General features: G+C 38.9%; 14 protein-coding genes, 1 pseudogene and 4 CRISPR repeat arrays (1 of these 19 running past the window's edge). Of the genes and pseudogenes, 5 read left to right on the forward strand and 10 right to left on the reverse strand.

Going from position 1 to position 25,864, the window contains the following annotated elements:
* A CRISPR array of direct repeats spans positions 1–211; the repeat unit is 33 nt (it extends 701 nt beyond the left edge of the window).
* Between the two features lie 98 nt (positions 212–309).
* Positions 310–1,770: direct repeats of the CRISPR family, unit length 33 nt; unit sequence ATTTCAATCCACGCACTCCATACAGAGTGCGAC.
* Positions 1,771–2,624: 854 nt separating this feature from the next.
* The gene (locus CXK86_RS19610) at positions 2,625–2,981 is read right to left on the reverse strand and encodes a hypothetical protein (RefSeq protein ID WP_101314303.1); all 357 of its coding nucleotides are present in this window, start codon (positions 2,979–2,981) and stop codon (positions 2,625–2,627) included.
* Positions 2,982–3,323: 342 nt separating this feature from the next.
* On the opposite strand from CXK86_RS19610, the gene CXK86_RS19615 reads away from it, so the two are divergent.
* Positions 3,324–3,533: a helix-turn-helix domain-containing protein gene (locus CXK86_RS19615; protein WP_091036871.1), complete on the forward strand. Its 210-nt coding sequence runs from the start codon at positions 3,324–3,326 to the stop codon at positions 3,531–3,533.
* 762 nt (positions 3,534–4,295) lie between these two features.
* Here CXK86_RS19615 and CXK86_RS19620 read toward each other — a convergent pair.
* The 4 genes and pseudogenes from CXK86_RS19620 to CXK86_RS19635 all read right to left on the reverse strand — a co-directional run bounded on the left by CXK86_RS19620 (position 4,296) and on the right by CXK86_RS19635 (position 9,159).
* Positions 4,296–5,315, reverse strand: coding sequence for a DUF3298 and DUF4163 domain-containing protein (locus CXK86_RS19620; RefSeq protein ID WP_101314304.1), 1,020 nt, complete (start codon positions 5,313–5,315; stop codon positions 4,296–4,298).
* A 295-nt stretch (positions 5,316–5,610) separates the two neighbouring features.
* Complete coding sequence (locus tag CXK86_RS19625) at positions 5,611–6,153, reverse strand: restriction endonuclease (RefSeq protein WP_101314305.1); 543 nt, start codon at positions 6,151–6,153, stop codon at positions 5,611–5,613.
* A 475-nt stretch (positions 6,154–6,628) separates the two neighbouring features.
* A CRISPR array of direct repeats spans positions 6,629–7,134; the repeat unit is 33 nt; unit sequence ATTTCAATCCACGCACTCCATACAGAGTGCGAC.
* A gap of 182 nt (positions 7,135–7,316) precedes the next feature.
* A pseudogene (cas2, locus tag CXK86_RS19630) lies at positions 7,317–7,606 on the reverse strand (CRISPR-associated endonuclease Cas2).
* Positions 7,607–8,337: 731 nt separating this feature from the next.
* Entirely contained in the window at positions 8,338–9,159 is an 822-nt protein-coding gene (locus CXK86_RS19635; protein ID WP_101314306.1) for a hypothetical protein, read from the reverse strand.
* A 392-nt stretch (positions 9,160–9,551) separates the two neighbouring features.
* Here CXK86_RS19635 and CXK86_RS19640 point away from each other — a divergent pair, with 392 nt between their 5' ends.
* The 4 genes from CXK86_RS19640 (at position 9,552) to CXK86_RS32150 (ending at position 13,941) form a co-directional block, all read left to right on the forward strand.
* Positions 9,552–10,883 (forward strand): PIN-like domain-containing protein, encoded by a 1,332-nt coding sequence (locus tag CXK86_RS19640; RefSeq protein ID WP_101314307.1) that lies wholly within the window; start codon positions 9,552–9,554, stop codon positions 10,881–10,883.
* Positions 10,884–12,647: 1,764 nt separating this feature from the next.
* Positions 12,648–12,917: a ribonucleotide-diphosphate reductase subunit beta gene (locus CXK86_RS19645; RefSeq protein ID WP_165789984.1), complete on the forward strand. Its 270-nt coding sequence runs from the start codon at positions 12,648–12,650 to the stop codon at positions 12,915–12,917.
* Between the two features lie 538 nt (positions 12,918–13,455).
* Positions 13,456–13,617 carry a hypothetical protein gene (locus CXK86_RS32145; RefSeq protein WP_165789976.1) on the forward strand — a complete coding sequence of 54 codons (162 nt, stop codon included), beginning with the start codon at positions 13,456–13,458 and terminating at the stop codon, positions 13,615–13,617.
* A 108-nt stretch (positions 13,618–13,725) separates the two neighbouring features.
* Complete coding sequence (locus CXK86_RS32150; RefSeq protein ID WP_165789977.1) at positions 13,726–13,941, forward strand: hypothetical protein; 216 nt, start codon at positions 13,726–13,728, stop codon at positions 13,939–13,941.
* A gap of 226 nt (positions 13,942–14,167) precedes the next feature.
* A CRISPR array of direct repeats spans positions 14,168–15,008; the repeat unit is 33 nt; unit sequence ATTTCAATCCACGTACTCCATACGGAGTGCGAC.
* A gap of 546 nt (positions 15,009–15,554) precedes the next feature.
* On the opposite strand, the gene CXK86_RS32155 is transcribed toward CXK86_RS32150, so the two are convergent.
* The 5 genes from CXK86_RS32155 to CXK86_RS19670 form a co-directional block, all read right to left on the reverse strand.
* Complete coding sequence (locus CXK86_RS32155) at positions 15,555–15,704, reverse strand: hypothetical protein (RefSeq protein ID WP_165789978.1); 150 nt, start codon at positions 15,702–15,704, stop codon at positions 15,555–15,557.
* A gap of 31 nt (positions 15,705–15,735) precedes the next feature.
* On the reverse strand, positions 15,736–16,554 hold the full coding sequence (locus tag CXK86_RS19655) for a type II toxin-antitoxin system SpoIISA family toxin (RefSeq protein ID WP_101314309.1): 819 nt from the start codon (positions 16,552–16,554) through the stop codon (positions 15,736–15,738).
* Between the two features lie 60 nt (positions 16,555–16,614).
* A complete protein-coding gene (locus CXK86_RS19660; protein WP_101314310.1) occupies positions 16,615–17,292 on the reverse strand; it encodes a hypothetical protein in 678 nt (225 codons plus the stop codon).
* A gap of 1,307 nt (positions 17,293–18,599) precedes the next feature.
* Positions 18,600–19,124, reverse strand: a complete 525-nt coding sequence (locus CXK86_RS19665) for a hypothetical protein (RefSeq protein ID WP_257467921.1) — start codon at positions 19,122–19,124, stop codon at positions 18,600–18,602.
* A 5-nt stretch (positions 19,125–19,129) separates the two neighbouring features.
* On the reverse strand, positions 19,130–25,636 hold the full coding sequence (locus CXK86_RS19670; RefSeq protein WP_180361800.1) for a polymorphic toxin-type HINT domain-containing protein: 6,507 nt from the start codon (positions 25,634–25,636) through the stop codon (positions 19,130–19,132).
* Between the last annotated feature and the right edge of the window lie 228 nt (positions 25,637–25,864).

The raw sequence follows: 25,864 nt of genomic DNA on the forward strand, positions 1-25,864 counted from the left end.
GTGCGACTCTGTCTGACGGCGACCCTCTTTTCCAACCTCTTGATTTCAATCCACGCACTCCACACGGAGTGCGACTGGACTTCCGAGGATTACGTTTTACCAACGGACATATTTCAATCCACGCACTCCACACGGAGTGCGACATAGTCCCGGATCACATCGTTGATTACCGTCATAATTTCAATCCACACACTCCATACGGAGTGCCACCCAATCAAATTCCCTCATTCATTCCAATACCTATTTCATTTCACGCACTCATACAGAGTGCGACGAGGTGCCCATTACATATGCGAACATGAAAGACTAGTTTCAGTTCACGCACTCCATAAGGAGTGCGACGATGGTAATACCCCCACATAACGGGGTTGTCTATACTTCAATCCACGCACCCCATACGGAGTGCGACGTCACTCAACGTGTATACTCTCTTACTCTTCCAGTAATTTCAATCCACGCACTCCATACAGAGTGCGACAACCAGGGGCAGTAATTCGTGAGGGTTGGATCATTATTTCAATCCACGCACTCCATACAGAGTGCGACCATTCCGGGCACGTTTTGGCCTCTACTTTCTGCCAATTTCAATCCACGCACTCCATACAGAGTGCGACTCCAACTCACCAAAACCGTTATATGGTTCTTGGTCATTTCAATCCACGCACTCCATACAGAGTGCGACTCGCCGTACAGAACACCATGTTACAACGTGATGAGATTTCAATCCACGCACTCCATACAGAGTGCGACCAAGAGGTTCCAGTCGTAGACATACACGATACGTTATTTCAATCCACGCACTCCATACAGAGTGCGACATATTCAAACCCCGGTCATACGTTGTCTGCGAAACATTTCAATCCACGCACTCCATACAGAGTGCGACCCTGAAGTGATCAACGCAGGCGGAAACATCGAACCATTTCAATCCACGCACTCCATACAGAGTGCGACACTCGGTACAGGGCGAGCGTGCCGCTCTTATGGGAATTTCAATCCACGCACTCCATACAGAGTGCGACTGACCACCATGTTCCAACCAGGCTTTTACAGGGGCATTTCAATCCACGCACTCCATACAGAGTGCGACATTACACTTGGTAAACAAGGTGTGGACATGCTCCAATTTCAATCCACGCACTCCATACAGAGTGCGACTAACAACGCTCAATAAGAGTCTCACCCAGTTGCTATTTCAATCCACGCACTCCATACAGAGTGCGACCGCTTCATACGCGGATTACCACGATGGGGTACAGTATTTCAATCCACGCACTCCATACAGAGTGCGACCATAACCATGACTGATTTTTTAAGTACTTTTGCGTATTTCAATCCACGCACTCCATACAGAGTGCGACTTCAAATTGAACGATCTCGTTAAACCACGTTGTATATTTCAATCCACGCACTCCATACAGAGTGCGACTGGATTGGCCCGCGAAAAAGGCGCATATCCGAAATTATTTCAATCCACGCACTCCATACAGAGTGCGACCCGAAGACACAGACGTACTTCGGTCGTTGCATGCAATTTCAATCCACGCACTCCATACAGAGTGCGACTATCCCAATCAAAACCCCATCTTCCAAGAGCTGATATTTCAATCCACGCACTCCATACAGAGTGCGACGCGGTCACGTGGGCGGCAATCGCGGGGAATGAATTATTTCAATCCACGCACTCCATACAGAGTGCGACGATGGCGGTTTCTACTATACGACCGACCAAAAAAGATTTCAATCCACGCACTCCATACAGAGTGCGACAGCGAAAAACAACGTAATCCCCCTATTTAATGAGAAGATATATACGTCTTTTCGCTATTACATCTTCTTTATGTCCATTACTCAAATCACTTTAACATGAAATCGTTACCAAAAGGTCACAAACCAGACGTTTTCGACAATTTTCGAGGTGCGAATCTCCTAGGAAAATCATGTGAGCTTGGCATTCGCACCAGGTATTAATGGATCTCCCATTCCAGTTCGAATCTGAGTCGTCCAAACTAGCAGCTTCCAGTAAACATTCAAACACCAATTTTTTTGTAATCGTTATCCGTAATCTACACTCTTTTTACCACTTTGATAACCCAATGTCTCTCGTGCTTACAACTTACCGAAATAAGCAATCATTACACCTACTTCCAGAGCATCGAAGTATATTATCCTTATTCACACGAATTGTCTTTCCAACAATAAAGCTTGGGTATGTGGTTAAAGACCCCAAGGAATTTTTGCATTTACATGTGAATGCATTAATCGTATCCTGGCACTTCATTTAGGATGTGACAGCAGAAAGTATAGTATAGACGTTTCTCAAAAGATATTTTTAACATTATTTAGTCTTTTATTAAATGATAATAAATTCATATTAATACAGATAATCTATTTAACTCAAGAAATATGTCGCCAAAGGAGCGCTACAAGCTTAGTCGAAATTTTTCGATGTGCGGATCTCCTAGAGATTTTTTATGTGAGCTTTACGTTCATACCATTAAAGTAGCGCTTTTTATAGGTCTAATCTTTGTTGATTTAGAGCTTTCATTTTCATAAAATAACATTTTAAAAAATATCCAATGTATTTGATCTCATTCTATATGGTACTAATATGACCATCGTATCTAATTTTTTTGAAATCGATCAAGCCTTAAATTCATATCAACGCGTTCTGGGGTCCACAATAAGACTTCCGTGAGAAAAGTCAAAGCATCCATGCCACACAATCTATTCATGATTGACTCTATCAGTTCTTTTATATTTCCTTGTGTGTGTTCGGCGAGAACTATCCCTCCGCTATCTCCATTAATATATAAGTGTTCTACATGCGCAACTTTATGCACATGGCGCAGCCATAGCGATCCTTCGTCAAGGAAAAAGATATAACTTTCATTCATAACATAGCCTTGATAAATATCAAAATCCTGGCCGTCATCTAAAGGACCTACCACTATAGAAGCTAATTCAATAAGGTTTGACATACTCAGGAACACCTCTTTTCATTAAATCGTCATAAACTCTCTTATCTCTTTTAACTTATCAGAGATGTACAATTACATGCTTTTCCTTGCAACCTCACAATCTTCATTGATACTTAAATTAAAATCATATTTCATGCATAGTAACTCTTCATCTGAGGTATCGCCTCCATACCAAAAACATTTAATACGTTTTATAAAACAAAAAGTTTGATTTATTATACATATAGTACAACAAATCAAACTTTTGTTCAATAATTATTCGTACAAAAAGTTCGCCTTCTTGTATTTATAGTCCATATTCAATAAAATACACGTATATACATGCTTTCTTGGAGGTTAATGATGGCATTAAAACCTAGCTATAAACCAATGGAAATAACTCTGATCAAAAAGGACAAAACTAAAACTTATCTGCGTACTCAACTAGGTATTTCTCCTTCTACACTAGCGAAAATGTCTAATGGAGAGTTCGTTGCGTTAAGTGTAATCGCACGAATTTGCGAAGAGCTTCAATGCCGAATAGAAGAGGTTGTTGAATTTATAGAGGAGTAGATAAAGAGGATATCTCAAAGCTATACGATGCGAGACTATACTTTTTTAGTGAATCTGAAAAAGGTGTTTTTTGGGGGGGATTTACTTTATAGAGATTAACTTTCCTACATTTCACATTGATCTACGATATTTACAAACACAAACCGGTTCTACTTTCCAATAAAATAATTTTATGTTCATGTTGCAAGAGTTCCTATAATTGCTTTTTGAATAATTATTGATAAAAGAACCTCTCTTAATTCTATTTAAGATTCAATCTTCCTCTAGTATTAAATCCCCCCAATTGGGCAATAGTTTTTAATAAAATGAAACAACTTGTGCGGAAATGAAGTTCAAGCGATCACCTCCTTTCAGCAGATGACATCACTCACCAAAAATCGGACAAAAATATAAATTGTACCCATATACAGATACTCCGGCTAGTGTCTTTTTATTTTCCCCAGCCGCCCGGATTACAAATACAATGCCCCCAAACTTTTATAAATGTTATCCTTATTCGATTCGAAAAATAGAAGTCTTTCTATCTCCTTGCAAAAATGGCCAGTGTATTTCATCTTACACATACATACAAAGTGCAATACAGCCCCTGAAGGATTTCAATCAAACTGCCCAACCTAGCGCCATCGGAGCAGTAGTTAGGTTACCTCTCCCTGCACTTAGAAAACGCGGAAACTTGTGCGACCGCCAGGGCTATACGGTTATGCTGTTTACTGTAAATGAATTTTAACGGATGAAAAAAGCACCCAGAAGGGTGCTTACGAATTATAACGATTTAGCAAACGTTAAAAGTTTTGAAGGTGAAATCCCATTAGTGAGATACGTATTTGATGTTACATATCCAAAGACTTCTCCTTTATAGACGAGCACTGGCGGAGTAGAAGTGTACTCGTTAAACGCGCTCTCTGATGAATATGAACTCCCGTAATTTCCGTAACTGTTCCATATGCTTAATCTGTTGTACTGGCTTCCGTAAGTTCCATATTCATTGAAGATAGAGTCTCTGTCATAAGTGTTGGTTGATAAGGTTCCTAAGAAAGTTTTGAGGTCGTTTGAGTATACGTGTATATCAGATGCTAACACTCCGGAAACCTGAGTAATCTGTGGCTTTTGCGGTTTTACTGGTGCTGTGTTTTGTCCGTTTACGATAATATCATAAGGGATGTATACATCTACAAAACCCTCTGAAAAGGGAGCAACCTCATATGGATTGAATCTTACTGTGAATCCTTTGTCATTATAGAAAAACGTCCCCTTTTGGATGTCAAGAATCGTATCTGTGTACAAAATTGATCCAGGGTTAGCTTGACTTCTTTTTTTAAGAATTGATTGGAGGTACACATTCGCTCTTACTATTTTTGTTCTGCTGTCTAAGAAGTCTTTCATGTATATTCTATTACCATTGCTGGAATTGAAGTTGAAAGATTCTACCCATTGCATGTCATGTATACCTCCGGTATAGACGTAAGAATAATAAACAACAGACAAGGCACCTTGCTTGTTGTAAGCGGTTTGGACACTCGTCTTGTAATAGTAATCTTTGTTTTGCTTGATATCACTACTATTAGCTACAGAAGCAGCATTAACAGCATGAGCTTTTAATGCTTTGTTCATCTTAGATGCAGCATTCTTGTTTGGGTGGTTTACAACTTGTACATATGGTTGTCCCTTATAACTGTAAGATTTCAAGGTGACTTTACCATTGGCTGCTGAAGCTGTGCTGGACGGAAAAACGATGAATAACGAAAACAAAACTACTAGTATAGATAATAAATACTTTCTCATTTCTATTCTCCTCGGTTAACTCCGCATCGGCTGCGGTAATAGTAACTCCATACAGAGTGCGACCCATCGTTCACAAAACCAGACAAGTTTTTTGTTCTTATGAAACGGTAGAATGCGCCTTCCCTTTATACGGTACAGCGAATTCATATTATAAAACTTTCAGTAACCCCATAGTCACTTTAATGATATACAATTCTAAAGACTAAAAAAGAGGAGATCTTCGATGAAGACTTCCTATTTTTCCTTTATATAAAAAAACAGGATTCCCTCTCTATTCTGTAATTCAAAACAAATTTTAAAGATTCAGCCTTTCAATCCTTCCATCAGCATAAGTAATTATTGTTTCGTACTCTTCTTCTACTCTATTTAGGGTATTATAGGATTCTTCGTCAAAAGCTTGAATCAATTTCAATTCTTTGTTTATTATTAGATAGCTAGTATCCCCTTCATTAAAAGGCATTTTCCAGCATTCAAAATTATGATGCGAAGCGACTAACTCAGAGTTTTTACTCAAATCATTGCTGGAAATAAGAATTACTCCAGCTATATCGTTTATTTCAGAAATTTTCCCTGCTAGCTCTGAGACTTCCCCTGGAGTCAATTTTGACGTTCTATAGTTTTTTGCCTCTATTATAAATTTATATTCCTGTCCGTTTTCATCCCTTACTAAAAAGGCAATGTCAAACGACCATTTCATACCAGAAGCTCCGACTATTTTGTACTGTTTCTCCACCCATTCAAGCTCCCCCTTAGAAAGCACTATACTTAGGGAGTTTCCCCACTTTTCAAAGAACGATTTAATGTATTCTTCGTACATTTTCCCCTTTGACTCAGCCACATTGTTACCTCCCATTCATTTTTAAAAGCTTCTAACCAATAACATTAAATTTTTCATTTATAAATAATCGTCCAATTTGCTAAAAAGACATTATCATATCGAATCACTTTCCTCATATAAGATAGTGGATGAGTATAAAATAATGTAGCAAATGACATACCCTTGACTTCGGCTAATGCGTGAGGATTGACGAGGTGTTGGTATTCTGCAAAATTGTTAATGGAAGTGATAAAGCAAATTTACTAAATATGTAGTCTGGGTTATATCTCATCGGTACAAACAAATTAATCCAAAAAGGATAAGATAGTTTGAAAGTACATTTCACATACTGTAGCCGACTCCACTGATCAGATTCCTTCATCCCTACTGTCTCCTGCAGTGGTACGGGGAGTACAGGTATCACTTCAAATATCAATTCACGCACTCATACAGAGTGCGACATATCACTCATGAAGTTCATCAGCTTGGTTTACCAATTTCAATCCACACACTCCATACAGAGTGCGACGGGATGACCAAACTCAAAGGAATGTTCAAGGGTAAATTTCAATCCACGCACTCCATACAGAGTGCGACCTGGTGTATACCGTTTTGATGAGCTTGCCATCCTGATTTCAATCCACGCACTCCATACAGAGTGCGACGAAGTCGCTACTACAGCAAACACAAAAGGAAACTATTTCAATCCACGCACTCCATACAGAGTGCGACACGCACGTTGACCGCGCGGTTAGAGATGCGCTCTGATTTCAATCCACGCACTCCATACAGAGTGCGACCAACGATCTGATGCTACTAGAACTAGCGGTATGGGATTTCAATCCACGCACTCCATACAGAGTGCGACCGAGGCCGAGATAAAGGTTCTCGGTTCGATCATGATTTCAATCCACGCACTCCATACAGAGTGCGACAAGATATAAAGTATGATTGCGTGGAGATTTACAAATTTCAATCCACGCACTCCATACAGAGTGCGACAGCGAAAAGTGACGTAAAAACTAGTTTTCAAGGATAGCTATTAACGTATTTTCGATATCCCTACTACTTTAAAACTCTTATGACATAGAATCATTGCCAAAAGGTCACAAAAAAGACCTTTTCGACATATTTCGTGGTGCGAATCCCCCAGGGAAACCATGTGAGCTTGGCATTCGCACCTGCTAGAGTATTAATAGATCATCGATATCATAAGAATCTTTGGCTCCAACCTGTTGGACTTTACTTTTGTACTTATCACCTAAGTTATAGAATCGAAGACTATCTGAATCCTTATCAATCAATTCTTCCAGTTCAAATCTTAATCGTCTAAACTGGGTAACGTCCATATACATTCAAATACGGAATTCTGTACACGTTGTCCGTGATCTACACACTTCTTTGCCACTTTAGATAGCCGTCTTCTGCCCTCACTATCTATCGTGTTTACATCGTACTTAATCAAGATATGCAATCATTGCACCTACTTCCACATACTCATCGATGTCCCCCGCGTATATATCTGGCAAATAATAATGGCTGAATAGGAGCAGCTAATTACGGAAGTTGTTTTTAGCCACTTGAAATCCCGGGAAGCCCCAATAGATAAAGGAAGGCCTACCACAATTACCATTTATTTCCTTATTCCACACATATCGATTGATTATCATTTTGTATTCTTTAAAGTACATAAATGCAGCAGTATTTTTATCAAAAGTGTTCATTAATCTATTCGCTGTTTACGGAACCATCTAATGACTTCAAGTTATGTCTGCAAGCGATTAAATAATTTGTTTATCCTTGGTTTATAAAATAAGCCACTTAGAGTGAGGATATGTTCATTGTGGAATTTCTTTGGTATTGCATGTCCTTCCATTTTAACATATCACTAGTAGAGGTGGCATACGAGTACTGAAGTATCCATACATACAGCCCACATATAAAATAAAAAAGCGCCGAAGGCGCATAATAAATGAGTGAAGTCACGAGTTTTATAGTCATTTAGAGAGATTACGTAGAGAAAATTACTTCCTTGCCTTTGAAAGACCTACTACTAAGCTAATGATAATTGCGCTGAATAAGTTTAACATATGATCGATTTCATCCCACGATTTATGTCGTATTAACATATTGAATCCAATAAATACTAAGCTGCAGAGTATGAAGAATCCTAAGAAGTTTTGAAGGAAAATTTTTAAATTCATTTTAATCCGCCACATACCCGTTCAAAAATTTTGTTGCGGTTGTACGATTTAATTCATTCGTACGGGATGAATCACTATAAAAAATAGTATCCCATTTAGATCCAACAATGACAGTTGTAGCGACCAAGGATTTTTTTTCTGCATACCGCCGTTTATAATATACAAGTGGATATTGATCTTGAACAATGGTAAGAGCCATAGTACCTATAACTGATGTCGCCACTGCAGCGGAAGGGTTTGCAGCGGTTGCTAGCCCAATAAGTAATGCTGTCACGGCAGTGACAGTATATCTTTCTATTTTGCTGCTACCATTCGTCCAGGAACCATAGTACCAGGCAGATACTGCACCTCCCATATAGCTATCAAAAGGGGTTATCAAATCGCCTCTATCAGGACGCACAGGAATATTTGGGATAGTTGAGAGATCGGTTGTATCGACACCAAAATTTTGTGTTTCTGTTTCAATTACTCCATTCTCATTAGTAGTAACTTGGAAAAGAGAATTTTGGGTATCAATAATAGCAGTTTGAATTGCATGCTCAACAAATTCCCCTTCAGCGTTCTTCACATATATTGTACTATTAACCTCAGTAAAATCCTTATTAGCTCTTTCTTCAACTTTATACGTATCTCCATTACTTTCGTACGTATATACAAGATATGCGTCTCCCGGCTTTCCTTCTAAGAAAATAAAGTCTTGTTTTTCTTGTGAAAGTTGACTTACGCTAGCTTCTAATGCATTTGGAGCTGCAAGCATCACCGTAGGAACAACAACTTCAAGGCACAGTGCGATGGATAATGCAGCTGTAATTAATTTTTTCACAGATAGAATCTCCCTTCGACTTTCAAGTGTTTAGTTGAGAAACACTCCCTAAATGACTATATTTTCTATTTTATAACATTAAATATGCATAATTGTATTCATTGTGTAAACTTAATGTTAATTATAGATTTTAATTCCAATCGATAATTACGATAAAAAACGGCCACCTGGCTGGAGCGCATCCCCCCAGCAGGCGGATCTCTTCACTTGATTTGATGAGTACAATCATCACTGCCTTCTCTTTTATAAATATAAATTATCAATCGTTTCAATTATTGAGAGGTATTGATTGAATCCCTTATTTTAGAAGCCAATAATTATAGTGATAAAGGTTATAGAATAATTATGTCGAAACAAGAGAAGTAAATATACATAAGGAGAGGACAATAACGGTGAGAAAACAATTTCCTGGATATTACAAGCTAACTGAAGATGAACAAACATATCTATGGGGGAACTGCGCTTTTGTACTTGATGCTAATACCCTTCTTAACCTTTTTAGATATCCAAAAGAATCAAGGGACGCAATGTTAGAAATACTTGAAAGTATAAAAGAAAGGATTTGGATTCCACACCAAGTAGCATTAGAGTACCATAGAAATTTAGAGAATGTGTTATATGAACAAAAAAACGAATACGAGACACTGGAAAAAGAATATATAAATGAACTTCAAAAACTTATTTCAAAGTTAAAAAAATTGAAACATTCAAATATTAGCACTCACAAGATGGTTGAGTCATTGGAACAAAGTAGAGATTTAATAAAAAAAGAGTTATCTAGCCAAAGGGAAGAACAACCTGATCTACTTACTATAAAAGAAAGAATTAATGATTTAATAGGTGATAATGTTGGACAAGAATTTACACAAGATGACCTAAATAAAATTTTTTCCGAAGGTAATGAGCGGTACGAAAATAAAGTCCCACCTGGATTTATGGACAGTAAGAAAAACCACTCTTATTTTCATAATGGTTTAAAGTACCAAGCAGCCTATGGCGATCTGATTTTTTGGAAACAGATTTTAAAATATGCTACAAATCAAGATGTGAAATCAATTGTTTTGATCAGTGATGATCGAAAAGAAGATTGGATATTAGAAGTGAATGGTCAGAAAAAAGGAATTCATCCCTACCTGATAAATGAATTTAATAATTTGAGTGGAGGAAAGTTATTCAATTCGTTTAATTCAGTACAGTTTATAGTTCAGTCAGGGAAGTTTTTAGAGTTTAAGAGCAGTGCTACTGTAAGTGAGATTATTGAGGAAATTGAAACAGTTTATAGAAAGGAGGATTCGATTAAGCAGATTAATACACTGCGGTTGAATGATCAACTTATTCAAGATGCTCTGAACAAAAATAAAAAACAAGATAGACTGCTGGAAATAATTGAAGGGAGGCCAACAAGAAATAACAGTACTGAGAAGGGCCAGCATATCTTCTACAAACTCTTTTTTAACGTGAGTGATGAATTTATTAAATCGGAAAAGAAGGAAGCCATATTCCCCATTTTGATCCGAAAGATTCTCAAAGATTTATCTCGCGAATCAGAAGTAGTTGAACTTGAGTATACTGGAGAAATGCTTATCGTGGTGTTCAGTCTTCCTTATAAATTAAATAAATCGAAAGAAATAAAAGAAATACATAATAATATTAGTGATGACCTGGGATTGTACTATGCTGAGCATGCTATTAAACTATTAGAAACAGCAATTCTAGCATTGTAACAAAGGAGCTCTCAAATATATTTTGAGCTTTCAGCCATTCATCATTGTGAATAGCTTTTTTGTTAGGAATTTCGGGCCGTTGATTACCTTCATTCAATAGGAGCTACGAAAAAGTAATTTCCTTTTACATTTGCCGATCTGGTTATCGGATCGGCATTCATTTTTCGATTTATTTGAAGATTTTTTAAGATGAAGGAGTGCCTGCAGCAGCTGCGTTAAGTCGATCATAAAGAAATTCAAATAACGAATGTACCGAATTGTTCATGTTCATTGGATTTGATGGCAGCCAGCTATGCAGTTGTTAAAACCATTCAGCCCCAACTTCCCTCTTCTCAGTGAGTTTAACGCCATCAAGCATTAACGTTCCCCCATGAACAACCTATTCCAGACCTATTTCAGCAACAACTATTAATGCTGCTTCGTGATCCACAGCTTCGAACTTTCAGAGTATCCCCCGGTTGATAAGCTTCATATATGATTAAAGTTTCCATTAATTCACTTACACATTACTTTTAAATTTATACTATACACTAGGTACTTGAAATCAACATCGTTTTGGTATTAAGTAACCCCCGAAATCCGTTAGAAATTCACCCAATATAGTGCTTCTCCCACCGGTATGGAGGTATTACCTCAGTATTTATTTCAGTTCATCTTTAATATTCCTATCAGATATCGCTTCTCCTCTCACTGGATGTAAATTTCAATCGGGAGTTAAAACACCAATATGATTACCCAGACGATCATAAACTTCAATTTTTCCATGTAAGCTGTCTTTATGATAGTATTACCCTATTTTGCTTCGACCCCGATATATTCTCTCTTTCCCCGGTCTGTAGTTGGCCCGCACTTTATCTTTCAAGAAAAGATACCTGCTTGCCGGAATTCCCCTCGAATCAGTATTACTCATTTATTAATTTTTCGCTTGAACACAAAAGAGCACTGGAGAGTTTCTCCTGATACTGTTCCGTTCTATTTTTGGGGATACAAAAAAAGCTCAAAGATTTACTGCTACTTGCAGAATCTTTAGGCTTTTAACTTACCAAACTTAAAGGTCATAGATGGCCAATTATTTACTCCCTTCAATATGTGATAATAGGTTGTTCGTTCAACATTTCAATTCTACATAGGCCAGTCATGACTGCTCTATTACAACAATTTAATGCAAGAATAAGTAGTTTTGATGAAGTTCATACTAGCCCAGATGATCTGGGACGCATTCCTACTTAATACACCTATCTAATTATTCTTTGCTTCTATGAGCTAGGGCTTGCCTCATTTATAGGGCAAGCTGATCTTCACTTTTATAAGTACCACGTTCAATTGTGAACAAGACAACTAAGACCTATGTAGGTTGCAAAGAGCACCTACATGGGCCATTACCTCAGTTACGAATATCTAATACTGATTTTGATACCGAAAATGATATGACCTCACGTCGGAGGTCCACAAAAAAAGAGTTGCTTCATTACATAGGAGAGGTTTGGGAGTGAAGGTAATCGATAGTACACGTAAATCAAGGCCTAATAAAACATTATGAACTTCTGAAAAACGCTTCTTTCATTTTTTTAAGATGTTAGCTGTGATTGCATTATTGTCTGGGTAAACTCATTCTTACCCACGTAAAATGTCATGAACAATGGGGTAACGTAGCCTCCTTGGGTTATGCAATTCTTTGGGCAAGCAGCTCGTCTATTCTCCGGTCACCCTAGACTAAACCAAGACCGACTCTAGTGAAAAGTATATGGAAAAAGTTCATTCGGTATTTCGGAGTTATTTAGTTTTTACTCTGGCTTCCACTGTCCTTTGTATCTTGCTGGTATTAAACGAATGCAAATCAGCGCCAATATTATCACAGCAATCTTGAAAGTTGAAGCAAATCGTGGAGCGTTTATTGGATTCAAAGCGAAAGAAGAATATGAGTTGATGAATCAAGCAGATCAAGATTACGTTGACGTGGAAATGTATCGTGTGTTAGACAAGATATTCGAACTGGAAGTGAAGTTCACTCAAATGCTTTACGAGGAAGTCTGAAGACGATGTTATTGAGTTTCTGAAATATAATGTCAATAAGGCTTTGTTTAACTTAGTAAGAGAAGCTTACTTCGAAGAAGTAAATGTGAATCCAATTGTAATGAATGGTATTGATACAGCAACTAAGACTCAAGATTTCTTTAACAGAACAGGTTCATATGTAGTGTCTGTTGAACAACTGACACAGACTTTAATGATTTAGAGAGCTTGCTAGGGTTGAAGGCGTTTGCTCTTGCCAATGATCTGGGTGTTCGAAGTACGCCGACTTTGATTTTACTTGACGATGTGAGCAAAGAGGTTGAAAGTGTGACGGGTATAAATCTAGAAGCAATTAGAAATTTCTTTGAAAAAGGTAAATAAATAATGATAATCGGGGTAATCATAATATAAAATAATTATACGATTACCCTGATTTTTATTTGAGATAATCGTTTGCTTGATGCATCATTGACAAGTTGATCCATTTAAATATGATGCTATAATATTTAGTAAATAGCAGTATCTTCTGAGAGAATATACGAAGTAAGGAGTGTGCGTTATGACGAAAAATCGCTCCATTATCGCCGCAGATAACGAAAAAGATTTCGGAACTACAGATCAAGGAACTGAGGATATGGGAGTATTACTTGGTTCTGCTTATGACTTTCTATTCGAAGGGGAAAATAACGAATATGATAAGGAGTTCAGGGACTACATTTGAAAAAGTTATGAGCCTGAAAACCTGATCAAACAGTGAAGTTTGTGGGTTGCATCGATCTGGAGTCACAGGAGGATAAAAATGTCCCAAGACCAATATTGATTGTTGGTAATGATCATTACCTTTGTAACAAGGACGGACGCGAGAAATGAGTTTGATGTTGAGATTAAATATTGGCAACAAGCCGGACTAAAAAGTCCTTCTCAGGTCAGAACGTCCAAACCAACAACGATTCTTAAGTCAGAAGTTAAACAAGATCCCGTAAGAAAAAATAGAATTATTGTTCCAAGAGGTTTTATCGGGAAACTACATAAGGAAGATTTATAAAATGTTTTAACGCTATGCAGAGATTATCCTATAGGAGAGAGCGAAAATGCTCTCTCTTTTTTTGTTTAACTATAAGAAAAGAGTTACTAAAAACTAAAGAAAGTATTCTACCCCTTTGGTAATTAATAAATACCAAAGGGGTTAGATATGTCATATTTCAGATTGGTACAATACAATTTCAGAGACTATTATGAGAACAGCGCTTTGTCAGAAGCATACTTGGAGAATTTCAATCCATACATTCCATACGGAGTTTGACCGGATCAATCTATTTATGTTGAATTGACTCCAGATATTTCAATCCACGTACTCCATACGGAGTGCGACGACATGGGATACAAATCTACCGGGATACGGAAGGTATTTCAATCCACGTACTCCATACGGAGTGCGACAAAAAAACCAACGGGAGTGTGGATTAAATGGATTTATTTCAATCCACGTACTCCATACGGAGTGCGACTCGATACAACGGCGGTAACGTCTCACCTGGAGCGTATTTCAATCCACGTACTCCATACGGAGTGCGACTGCAACCATCCGTTATTAAAACGGGCTGGCTAAGATTTCAATCCACGTACTCCATACGGAGTGCGACTGCGCTTGGGTCAACACTGGGCATTGCGGCAAGATATTTCAATCCACGTACTCCATACGGAGTGCGACCGGACACTCAAGCGGATTTGCTTGCGGTTACGCAATTTCAATCCACGTACTCCATACGGAGTGCGACCTCGATAGACGATACGTTCGACTTGTACGACGTATTTCAATCCACGTACTCCATACGGAGTGCGACAACCTCTTTGATGAGGTCTTCGCGCTCCTGGATAATTTCAATCCACGTACTCCATACGGAGTGCGACATTCTATTGGACCTCTCCATCCAGGTAACAGACAAATTTCAATCCACGTACTCCATACGGAGTGCGACAGGTGGATACCACGTCTGGTGGAGGCACGCCGAAATTTCAATCCACGTACTCCATACGGAGTGCGACTTCAGCTCAAGATCATATTCGATCAATCCCGGTATTTCAATCCACGTACTCCATACGGAGTGCGACAGCGGAAATACACGTATTAAGTTATGTTTAGAATCCCTTAATACGTATTTCCGATACTTATTCCACATATTAGCTCCACTATATCCCACAACAGCACATAAACTCAATATCCTTGTTGCCAAAAGGTCATAAAACTGAAGGTTTCGACAAATTTCGAGGTGCGAATCTCCCTGGGAATTCATGTGAGCTTCGGGTTCGCACCTCCTTCAGCTGACTTCATGGCCTTTCGCAATTCATTACTACCAATGGATCAAGGATGAACTATCCCCCCGTCCTACAAGTTTCTCATTTTCGTTTCTTGAGAAGATCCAATACTTTTTTATTTTGGTCTAATATTTTTTTAATTCCCCAGTTGGGCACTGTGGTGTTAGGTTTATGATTACCTGCAGGTTTTATAAGTATTTTTTTTCTCACAATAAGCCAGCTCCCCTATCGTTTTGTTAACAAGGGTTGGCATTATTGTAGACTTTTAAACTATTCAGAAGAAGAAATAAAAAAAATGCTCTATGAAATTTCATAGAGCATCTTGGAGCACATAAATAGTAATTATCTATTTTTAAGGATATTCAGCACGTTATCGTTTGCTTTCAAGATTTTTTCTAGGCCCATATTCTTCTCAATCGTGGTCTTAGGCCGACGAACAACAACCTTATCCGGGGTTACATCAACTTTTTTAGACTGTTTAAAAAGTGTCATAAATATCACCTCATATACTTAATATACCACACTACCCATCTATGAACCAATCAAATATCTGGACTAGATTAACAATATTATTAGCATCAATCCCATTCAATATGGCTCCAGATTCCTCTGCTTGAATAGTGATAATGAAACTATTGGTAGATCCGAAGAAAGGTACACAAATCGTATTTCCTTCCTCTACTACGTAAACTGCTGCTTCTGCTAATTCTTTACTCATCTCATCTTTGTTCTCTTCAGGGATCAGGATACTGTTGCTTCTTTCAATCTGAGAGAGAGAACTCCTTATTTTAGTCATGCGTATTTCTATGTCGCTGTCGAATTGAATCGATGTAGTAGAGATCTGTAAGCCGAAGGTATCCGTGTAATATCGAAGATACTCTTTTAACATAGACGAGTACACATCCCACTCTGGCAACTGATCCTTCTGCTCATCTGTGAGCTCGGTTAGATGATGTTGTGAGTATTGAAGAACTGCAGTAAACTGAGCTGTTTTTTGAAAACTAGAGAGAATGATCCGTTCATTATCCCGTATTGTGTTTTCGATAATTTGATCATTTTTTTTGAATTCCGTATTTCCGATCTTTTGAATACTTGGCGTTTCTAAAATAGCCAGGTCAATAAAGATAGCTATACTGGCGAATTGTACGGCTTGCACCCAATCATTTAATAGAATGTGACCGGCTAAAATCATCCCAAAATAAATAAGTGCCATAATGGCATAGGACGTTTTACGGATGTTCAACAAATTGCTTTCATACCAACCACGATTGTACCAGTGTATTGCCGTTGCGAGTCCCGCTATGGCCATAAAGCCAATAGCCATCCATCCGAAATAAAACATGAGGTTCCTCCAAACACTGTAGACTTCAGAATGGTATACAACATATAAACTCTATTGAATTCATGAATCATATTTAAATACAACATCCCATTCTCCTGTTACTTCATTAAATCCCTCTATTAGCACTTCTTCTTTAATTTGGTCGGACGCTATAGTTTGCTGAAACGTTTCATCACGAACAATTTCATGACCAGACCAATTATAAGCTTTTATTTTACCTGGACCTAACAGTTTTGGATGAGGTATAAGGAACAGTCGTTTAACTTCTGTTACATATCTTTTAAATCCTTCTTCCATATCACTGTGAGGAACTATAAGCTGGATCACTTGGTTCACTGTGCAAAGAATTAATAAAGCATAGGGCATATCAGTAGGCGCATCTGGAAGTCTAAACAATATGTCTATTTGGGGGTAAGGAAACACATGTAGCCCAGGTACGGTTTTAGTTAAGACGCATAGACTTGTGAACCACGTATTTATTGTGTGATCACTTTGTTTTATCCAATCTACTGTTTTAGAAAAATGTTTAAAATCTTCTTTATCCATTAGAGTTAAGGCCATTTTGACATACGCTTTATAAACTGCAATAGGTATGTAGGATAGTCTTGTGACAGTTACTGTTATTTTCCCATTTTCTTTATCGCGTTCAACCTGGGAAGACTCATAATCAGTTCTTTTCTTTAAAGTGTTTTCTGAGGCACTTATGGAGGTGCCATCTTTCTTATTGTTATACTCCATACGGAGTGCGACGATGGTAATTCCCCCATATAACGGGGTTGTCTATATTTCAATCCACGCACTCCATACAGAGTACGACATGACAAGGCGCTCAGCAGCATGGAAAGGGGCTTGATTTCAATCCACGCACTCCATACAGAGTACGACCCAAATACAACAACTTCTTTGGGATCAAGGTCAGCAAGATTTCAATCCACGCACTCCATACAGAGTACGACAGCGAAAAAAGACGTATCAAGACTTCATTTCTAGACCATTACTACGTATTTCCGCTTTCTTCCTCAATAAGATCAACATTCAATTAAGAAAATCAGCATCCATTCTAAATTATCGTTGCCAAAAGGTCACGAAAAAGATACTTTCGACAAACTCGAAGTGCGAATCTCCCAGGGAAATCATGTGAGCTTGAGGTTCGCACCCGCCACATAACACTTTATCCTATTCAACAATCTGAACCAATTCTATAGGCCAGATCCAAAAGCCTTTCTACATACTCGGTGTTATTAAGTTTACCAGCCTTTACATGTTGTAACAAATAGATAATGCAAACCTACTTTTCCCTTATAAGCAAAAGCATTTGTCATGAAAATCATAATAATCTTCCATGGCTAAACGGCACAATTTGATAAAGAGTTCCAAACACTACTCGTATCTCTTCATCTAAGTATAAATCATCTGACAAGAATCATCTCCATCTAATTCAGGAGGTTTTTCATCATCTTCTGTAGTTATGAAAAAAATAAGAAGATAATTGTTGTATTCGTTGACCATTAGTTATCCTGGTACATCTAAGCCACCAACGGCTTAACATCTGCTCTTTTGGTTTATACTACGTACAACTCTTTTATCTTCAGTCAAGAATCATGCCAAAATATTTTCGGTTTATATGGTTAGCACTCTCAATCTAATCATCATTTTTTGTAATATAAAATGCTGTGTTTGAAATTTCGAAATTATCTCCAAAACCAAAAACAATATCCTGGTTATCTCTTCTATCTGGCCACTCCATATTATTATCCCAAGCATTATATAGTTTGTCTTTAAATGCCCATTTACAAAAAAGTCAGTCGTATTCCCATCCTCAAGAGAAGTAATTATCTCATAAAAAAGAACGTTAGAATTGTTTAGACATTTAGTAATTTTACATTCACATTCACAGCATATTCTTTTCTTACGATTTGCGAAAAGGACACTAGTATTTCAGATAACCGGACTTTAGACAATAAATACTCCTTTGTGTTCATTTATACAATGAACACAATATTAAAGACCTTGAAGACATAATATCTCCAAGGCCTTTAAATTTGTTATTCTATTAATGATGCCTTAAATACCTTCTTAATCTTATCCAGAGTATCCTCAAAAAATAAATCCTTATTTGTGAAACCTAAATAATAATCGTAGTCTTCTTCTTCATCAATGGACGAATAATATTCCTGATGAAATAGTACGTTTGAATATTCTCCGAAACTTTCGCTTCGCTTAATAACAACACATCTAAATAAATTATCAATTTCAATCGCTTTAATCATATCCTCTTTTGTTGATGCGGAGAACCATATGATTGCTGGTGGTGTCTGATTTGGTCCATCCCAATGAGGTATAGATTCCCCCCAGGGTAATACCCATTCCGAATTCACAAAAATACTTCTCTCTAAAATAAACTTCTGTGTGCTCAAATCAAATAGATTTATATTCCTTTCGTAAAAGGAAAATAATATCATCGAATCTCCTATAACAAAAAAACTCAGTAAGTCTGCAATTTCCTCTGACGACAAATTATGCTTAATCATACCATACGTCTGTTTAAGATTTATTTCCAATTTCATCATCCTATTCATTCGAAATAAAAATGATCCGATTTAGTTTTTCCAGTCTTAGGGTCAATAAATTGAAAATGTGTTGGAACATATTTGTCTGGATTAATAACATCCCTTTGGAAGTAATGAATCTCTCCAATTTTTTTACCGTTGCTTGTCACATCAGTCTTCATTATATCGGTTGTATATTGAGTACCTTCTTTGAAATTATTCCCTTTTAACCATTTCTTTTGATTCCCTACACTTGTCCATTTCTTGTATTTACTAACATCCACAAACTCACAACCTGTATTATGCACCCATATACCCAAATCCGTTACATAATATGTGTGATAATCAGCAACAGTAAAGTTGTAAACCGTAACTGGTTCATCAAGTTTAGTATACTCAACCCTATCAATTTTTAGATTGCTTCCATCAGCCTTTTGAAGTTTATCACCCGATAACAGTTCGTCAGCGAACAGCCACCCTTTACCTTCAACCCAGAACGGATGATTGTCTGTCGTTTCAATAACCTGTTCACCAACATACAGTTTAATAATATCATCACGCTGGTTACGGAATAAGCCTGTTACTTCCTTGTATGCTGTATTTCCAGTAGGATTATTCTCATTTTTAGAAAGAACCTTATCTCCGACCTCAATGTCTTCAATATTTTTCTCACCTTTGTCAGTCTGTACCTTAGTACCAGCTGTGAAACAATTACACCCTTTCGACGTAATAGATGAGCCTTTCCCTTTAGTTATTGCCGCTCCTGTTAGGCCAACGGCGCTATCAAGTATAGCTTCAACAGACTTCGCCGTAGTCCAAGTACGATCAGTAAAAGCATCCAGATCTGCCAATAGGGCTTTTCGTGCCCAATCTGCTCCTCCTTTTGTATTAAATTGAGAGTAAGGACTGGTTTGAGTTAAAACTCCATATCGAAATTTGAACGTCATATTATCACGATCGCCATAAACCTTTTGGAAGATTACCCCAAGTTGACTACGATTACTCCAGTAAGCATCTGACTTACTTTTAAACGACATAGAGTCTCTTAACATAAGATCAATCTCGTAGTACGTTGAATTTTTTATATGCCCACTCGGATCAACATATTTTAAGGGATTGTTGCTCACGTAAGCATATAAGTTTTGACTCAGCGGGTCACTTAATTCACCCTCGAAAGAATCTTCGTTAATGAATCGTCCCATTGCCGGATCGTACCAGCGTGCTCGCAAATATTGAAGTTCTGTTGTATCATCCCACAACTCACCAGCATATCGGAATGGATTGTGAACCGTTTCTTCCTTGGTCAGGATGTTACCCCAAATATCATACTCATATTGGTTCAAAATTTCCCCTTGCTCATCTCGTAGTTCGGTGGTATCCCCATGTGCATTAGACTGTACATAGGCTTTGCTACCATCTGGATACTGGATAGCTTCCAACTGAGCTCCCCTGATATAGTTCGCTTTTAGCGTTGACGTACCGTCTTGAACTTCAGCTTCGGCAATGATCTGTGCGTTATCATCATAATAATAACGAGTGATGATACCATTCTCCGTACGTTCCACCAGCAAGTTGTCACCATTGTACTTGTAGTTTACCTGAGTACCCTTCTTATTCACGGAAATCAGGCGGTCTCTCATATCATACGTATAGGTACTGTCTTTAACATCGATTTCCGCATCACTAGATAATGTTAAACGATTCCCCTGTTGATCATAGGTATACTCTTCTTGATTTACATTAGATGTCAAAATTCTGTCGAGCTTGTCATATGAGAATGTATCGATTGAATCACCATGTATCCGATTCACAATATTTTTATTGTTATCGTATTCATAGGAATAGCTGTTCAGTAGAACTTGATCCTTTACCTGATTCGAGCCAATCAGATCCAAGCCCTGATACGTTTTAAGATCCTGAACCCCGTTTTTTGCGCTAGCTTCGCGGCTTAAACCGTTCATGTAGTAACTGTACTGCTTATCCGGAGTATCCTGTGACGTACCTACTGAAACAAGCCGGTTCATCGTATCATATCCATAGTACACTTTCGTTCCAAACGGACCGGTCATGGATGTGCGGTTACCAAAGCTATCATATTCAAACGTCGTTTGCTTACCATCTGGATAGGTCATTTGCTTTAACTGTTCTGTTGCAGTGTCATATTCATATGACGTAGTTCCCGTTTGATCGATCATGCTGGTACGATTACCCACTCGATCGAAAGTGAATTGGATCGTTTCTTCAGGGCTACTCTTAGCAAGCAAATTGCCCCGTACATCATAATTGAAAAGAAAAGCATTGCCGTTTCGATCAATGAATTTGCTTAAGGAACCGTCTGGATTATAATAACTTTTTGTGGTATTCCCCTGCTTGTCGGTTGTTTGAATTCGACGCCCCAGCTCATCATAACGACTTTGTTTTACATTCCCAGCTGCATCAGTCGTTTGCACGAGATTGCCCAGCATGTCATAAGCGTAGCGTGTTTGTTCACCGTTCGCACTTTTAACCACAGTTAACTGTCCCTGGACGTCATAACTGTACTCCGTAACCTGGCCTTTGCCATCCGTTTCTTCCAGCAAATTACCGTTTATCGGATCATGCGTCATCTTTTTAAGCACTCGAAGTTCATTTTCTTGTTGTGCCTTCTCTGCGACTTGAATTATTTGTCTCCACCGATCGGAGGTTTGAACTTGTGTATATCCTTCAGCGTCAGTCGTTGTCGCTGTTCGGGCTGAATCATTGAATTTCACTGTTGTTATTGAACCATCCGCGCCTGTTGTTGATACAACTCGATTCCATGCATCATATTCCAAATGTGTCCGATTGCCCAGACCATTTTCACTCCAAATAGCACGTCCGTACGGATCATATCCCGTACGTGAAACGACCACATAGATTCCACCCTGGTAATAACCGGATTCAATTTCCTGGCCGAGCGAATTCCACTTTGTTATCCGTTTCTGTCCGTTTTCATCGGTTACTGTAATTCGGTTTCCCACATCATCATAAGAAGCACTCAGGACACTGCCATCCGTCTGAGTAACCCGAATAGTTCGTCCAAGCGCATCATATCCGTATGATGTCGTCCGCTGGGATGCATCCGTTGAACTCATTAAGGTCCCATTAGAAGGTTGGTAGGTTCTAGAAGTCACCACGGTGCTTTTTTTTCCGTCAACATCTGTTACTGATGTACTCGTTTTCATCGGAAAAGCTTGTTGATAGAGTGCGTTAAACTCCAATGTCGTTACTTGTTCCTGAGCGCCGTTCTTCAATCGCTGTGTAAGCAGGTTGCTAAATGTGTCATACGTGTAATCAGCCTGACTGATAAGGTCACCACTGGCACTATTTTTACGGATGACAATTTGAGTGATATCTCCATTTGTGTTGCGTGTGAGAACAGCAACCTGTTTATTGGCGGCATCTACTGCTTCGGTTATGCTGGTTAGCCAGTGCCGAGTTTCATCATATGTGCTGGTAACGGTTTTTCCACTAGCATCTGTTTGAGAAGTTACGTTGCCATAATCGTCATACTGTATGGTTGTAGTCAAGGTGTCCTTTGTCTGATTATCCGTTACAGCCACTGTAGTCGGTTCGGTTGCTGGAATGCTCCGGCCTTTCAATACTTTTCCATACGTATAAGCTGTTGTAAGGTTCTGCCCTTCGGCGCTAACGACCATCTGGTCGAGATAGAAAGAAGTTGGCGTATCTGCGTTAATGACCTCTTTACGGAAATTATATTTCGTCTCTCTCAGTCCATCACGGATGGTAGCCCCAAATGTAGCCTTCTGCCCATAACTTGCTCCCAGGTCTGAAGTATAGCTTACTGTTTGGCGGTTGTAATCTTCAGTTGTGCCATTTTCATAGGTTAACTGATCCTTACGTGTTAGTACGCGGTATGCTTCGTTCAGTGAGTCAGCTCCGATATAGCGTTTCACTGCAGAGTTCTCGTATTCATAGAAGGTCTTTGCTCCAGTTTGATGCTGAACGGAGGTCAGCAAAGCGTATGGATTGGATACCGCGCGTTCTGGGCTAAAGCCAAGCAAGTTAAACTTCGCATCTGCTAGTTTATAGGAATAGGTCGTTTTTCGACCTAGCGGGTCGATGACTGAATCCAGTAATTCAATCCCATTCTGGGTTTTCTTTTGATACGTAACGGTACGATCTCCTTGCCGAATCGTCACGGCCGAAGGTGAGTAATCAATCCGGATCGTATTTCCAATGGCATCCTTGACCTGAGTTAGTAATTTACTCTGATAGGTTGCATTTTGTTCATAAATGAATTGAATGTCGTTCTGCCGGGAATCGGAAAGTTGAAGTAAGCGTCCGTCGGCGGTGAAGTATTGTTTTGAGAGTCCATCGGCCGAAATGATAACTTGTTGCGATGTTTCTCCATTGACAGTTACCGACGTGTCCTGGGTTACGCTGGTACCTTCCCAATCCGCACCCTTAAGCTTGCTGCCAACAATTTCATATCGGCCACCATCGGCCATTACCACAAATGATTTCTCGTTATCCTTTTCAATATATGGTAGTTTCCAAGACCAACCTTTTCCTAGCGGCGTACGCTTGTCCGCTGCTGCAGGCACCGTTTTGTTAAAGTAGGTTACATCCATGTTGCTTCCTACTTGATATGCGCGAGTTTCCCCAGCAGGTTGTGCAGCGATATAGTAGTTATAACCATCGTCAAACGGATAGGGTATAGGATATCCGGGATTTGCATTAAATGTTTCTTTCCAAGTATTAGCTTCAGACCATAATTCAGTGGCATCTGTAGCTAGCGTGGTTGCGACTGCGCTTCCCTCCGTGATTTCAGTTTCCACCCAAGGTTTTTCACTCACGTTGTATACTTTACGTTGTTTCGCACCGTTCCCCAGACTTACCCAGGAATCATATTTCCGTGAGGAGTAGGATCCAGGTTTTTCTACTGTGCCTGCATAAGATTGCGAATAACTACGTGTATCCGAAGCCGGAATTGTCACAGATCCATTGTAATAGGCTGTCCAAGACTTGGTACACGGATAATTAGCCCCCGCTTTATTGGGTGAAAGACAGGCCTTTGTATTTGTCACGGAAGTACGGGTCAATGTTATGGTTTTACCCTGTACCGTCGCTGTTTTGGTATCTGGACATGGACTCCCAGCTCCAGTTTGTACCCAATTTCCTTTAGAGTCATATTTTCCCGAAATTTCATTGATACATGTCTGTTGCGGTGCTGTGATTGTCTGAGCTGGTGTGTATTGTCCAGAGATAACTTTTGCGCTTCCAGATTTGTTTAATGTTCCAATGAATCCACCCTCGTTATAGGCCATAGTGGTAGGAAAGTTATCTTGATTGTTGTATTGAGTCTTCTGTACAAAAAGTGGTTCAGGCTCGGTAAAGTACACGATTCGATGACTAGCCACTTCTTTGGCTTCGGATTCAGTTGTGTAGGTTCCCTTCTTCATCGTTTTCGTTTCAATGATTGCCGTTTCGGAATCGACTACTCCATCCCCATTGTTATCCCACTGAATCGACATATTTTCCGTATACTTAACGTGATATTTAGGAATTTTCTTTTTCTTCACTGCATTATACGTTACAAAGTATTGATATATTGGATATTCGTACGTATTATAGCCTACGTCCATATCATAGAATTGTGCTGAGGTTGAGTTATACTGCCGTTCGAGGGTAAACGACATGCCTCCTCGTCCAGGTAAAGTGGCATCGGCATGTTCGAGAATAAGTCCCCCACTGAGTGTAGAGATGGTTTCGCCATTTTCACCCACACTATATGGCGCTTCATTAAACGATTTTCGATCAAATACGGGTGCTTTCTCTGACACATGCTTCCCTGGGTCAGGGACACTTGTTGAGGCAGCAAGCGGCTGAATGGATTTCAATTCTTTTGAATCGCTTTCTTCCGTTGTTGCCTCCTCTTTGTTTTCCGTAGAAACCGAATCAGGAGTTGTTTCTAACTCTTGGTTGTCTTTGTCATTTGCATCAACTTGTTCGTCTTCAAGTTCTTTCTCTTCCTGGACAGGCACGGACTCATCAGGTGTTTGTTCCGAGGGCTCTTCCTTTTTCACGTTCGACTCTTCCTCGTCATCGGTCTCCGTGATTGGATCTGTCGGTAAATTAGAGTAGACCTCCTCAGTCACCGCATAAGTTTCATAACGCTTCATAATTCCAGATTGTTCAGCTTCGACACTGATAATTGAAGCCTCATTTTCAATAGTAGGGTCAGCATATACATCACTGGTTACGGTAGCTGATTCGTTGACCTCCTCAGGGTGAATTGCCCGAAGCGCCTCATCGAAGGACATTGCGCTTTCTCTGGCTTTGTAAAATGCAGCTATTATTTCATTCAAATTGTATCCTTGATCCAAATAACGCTGGATGAATGAAGCCGTGGTACCGAATTCATCAATGAGGATTTGGATCGTTTCGGGTGAAGGAGCTTCATCTTGAGCATATGATTTCGTAGGTAAGGCGTTTCCCATCAATCCTGACAGCACGGCTACGATTAAAATGATGGATATTGTTTTCTTCATAAAATAATTCAAAAGTTGTTTCTCTCCGTTTCAAATTAAATAATAGCTATATGTTGGTTGAACGTGTAAACATAAAAGTAGCAAGCTTGGAATGAATAGTTAGGCGTACTCATGCATCCTTCTGTCCATTTGAGAGTTAATAGCTACTCTCTGAGATGACTAATTGTCAAACGTCATTATGGAATTTGTAAGAGTATCTTCAACAGTTACTAGTGAGAAGAACAGACT

It is taken from the genome of Paenibacillus sp. BGI2013, from assembly GCF_002843485.1.
In the GTDB taxonomy this organism is placed as follows: domain Bacteria; phylum Bacillota; class Bacilli; order Paenibacillales; family Paenibacillaceae; genus Paenibacillus; species Paenibacillus amylolyticus.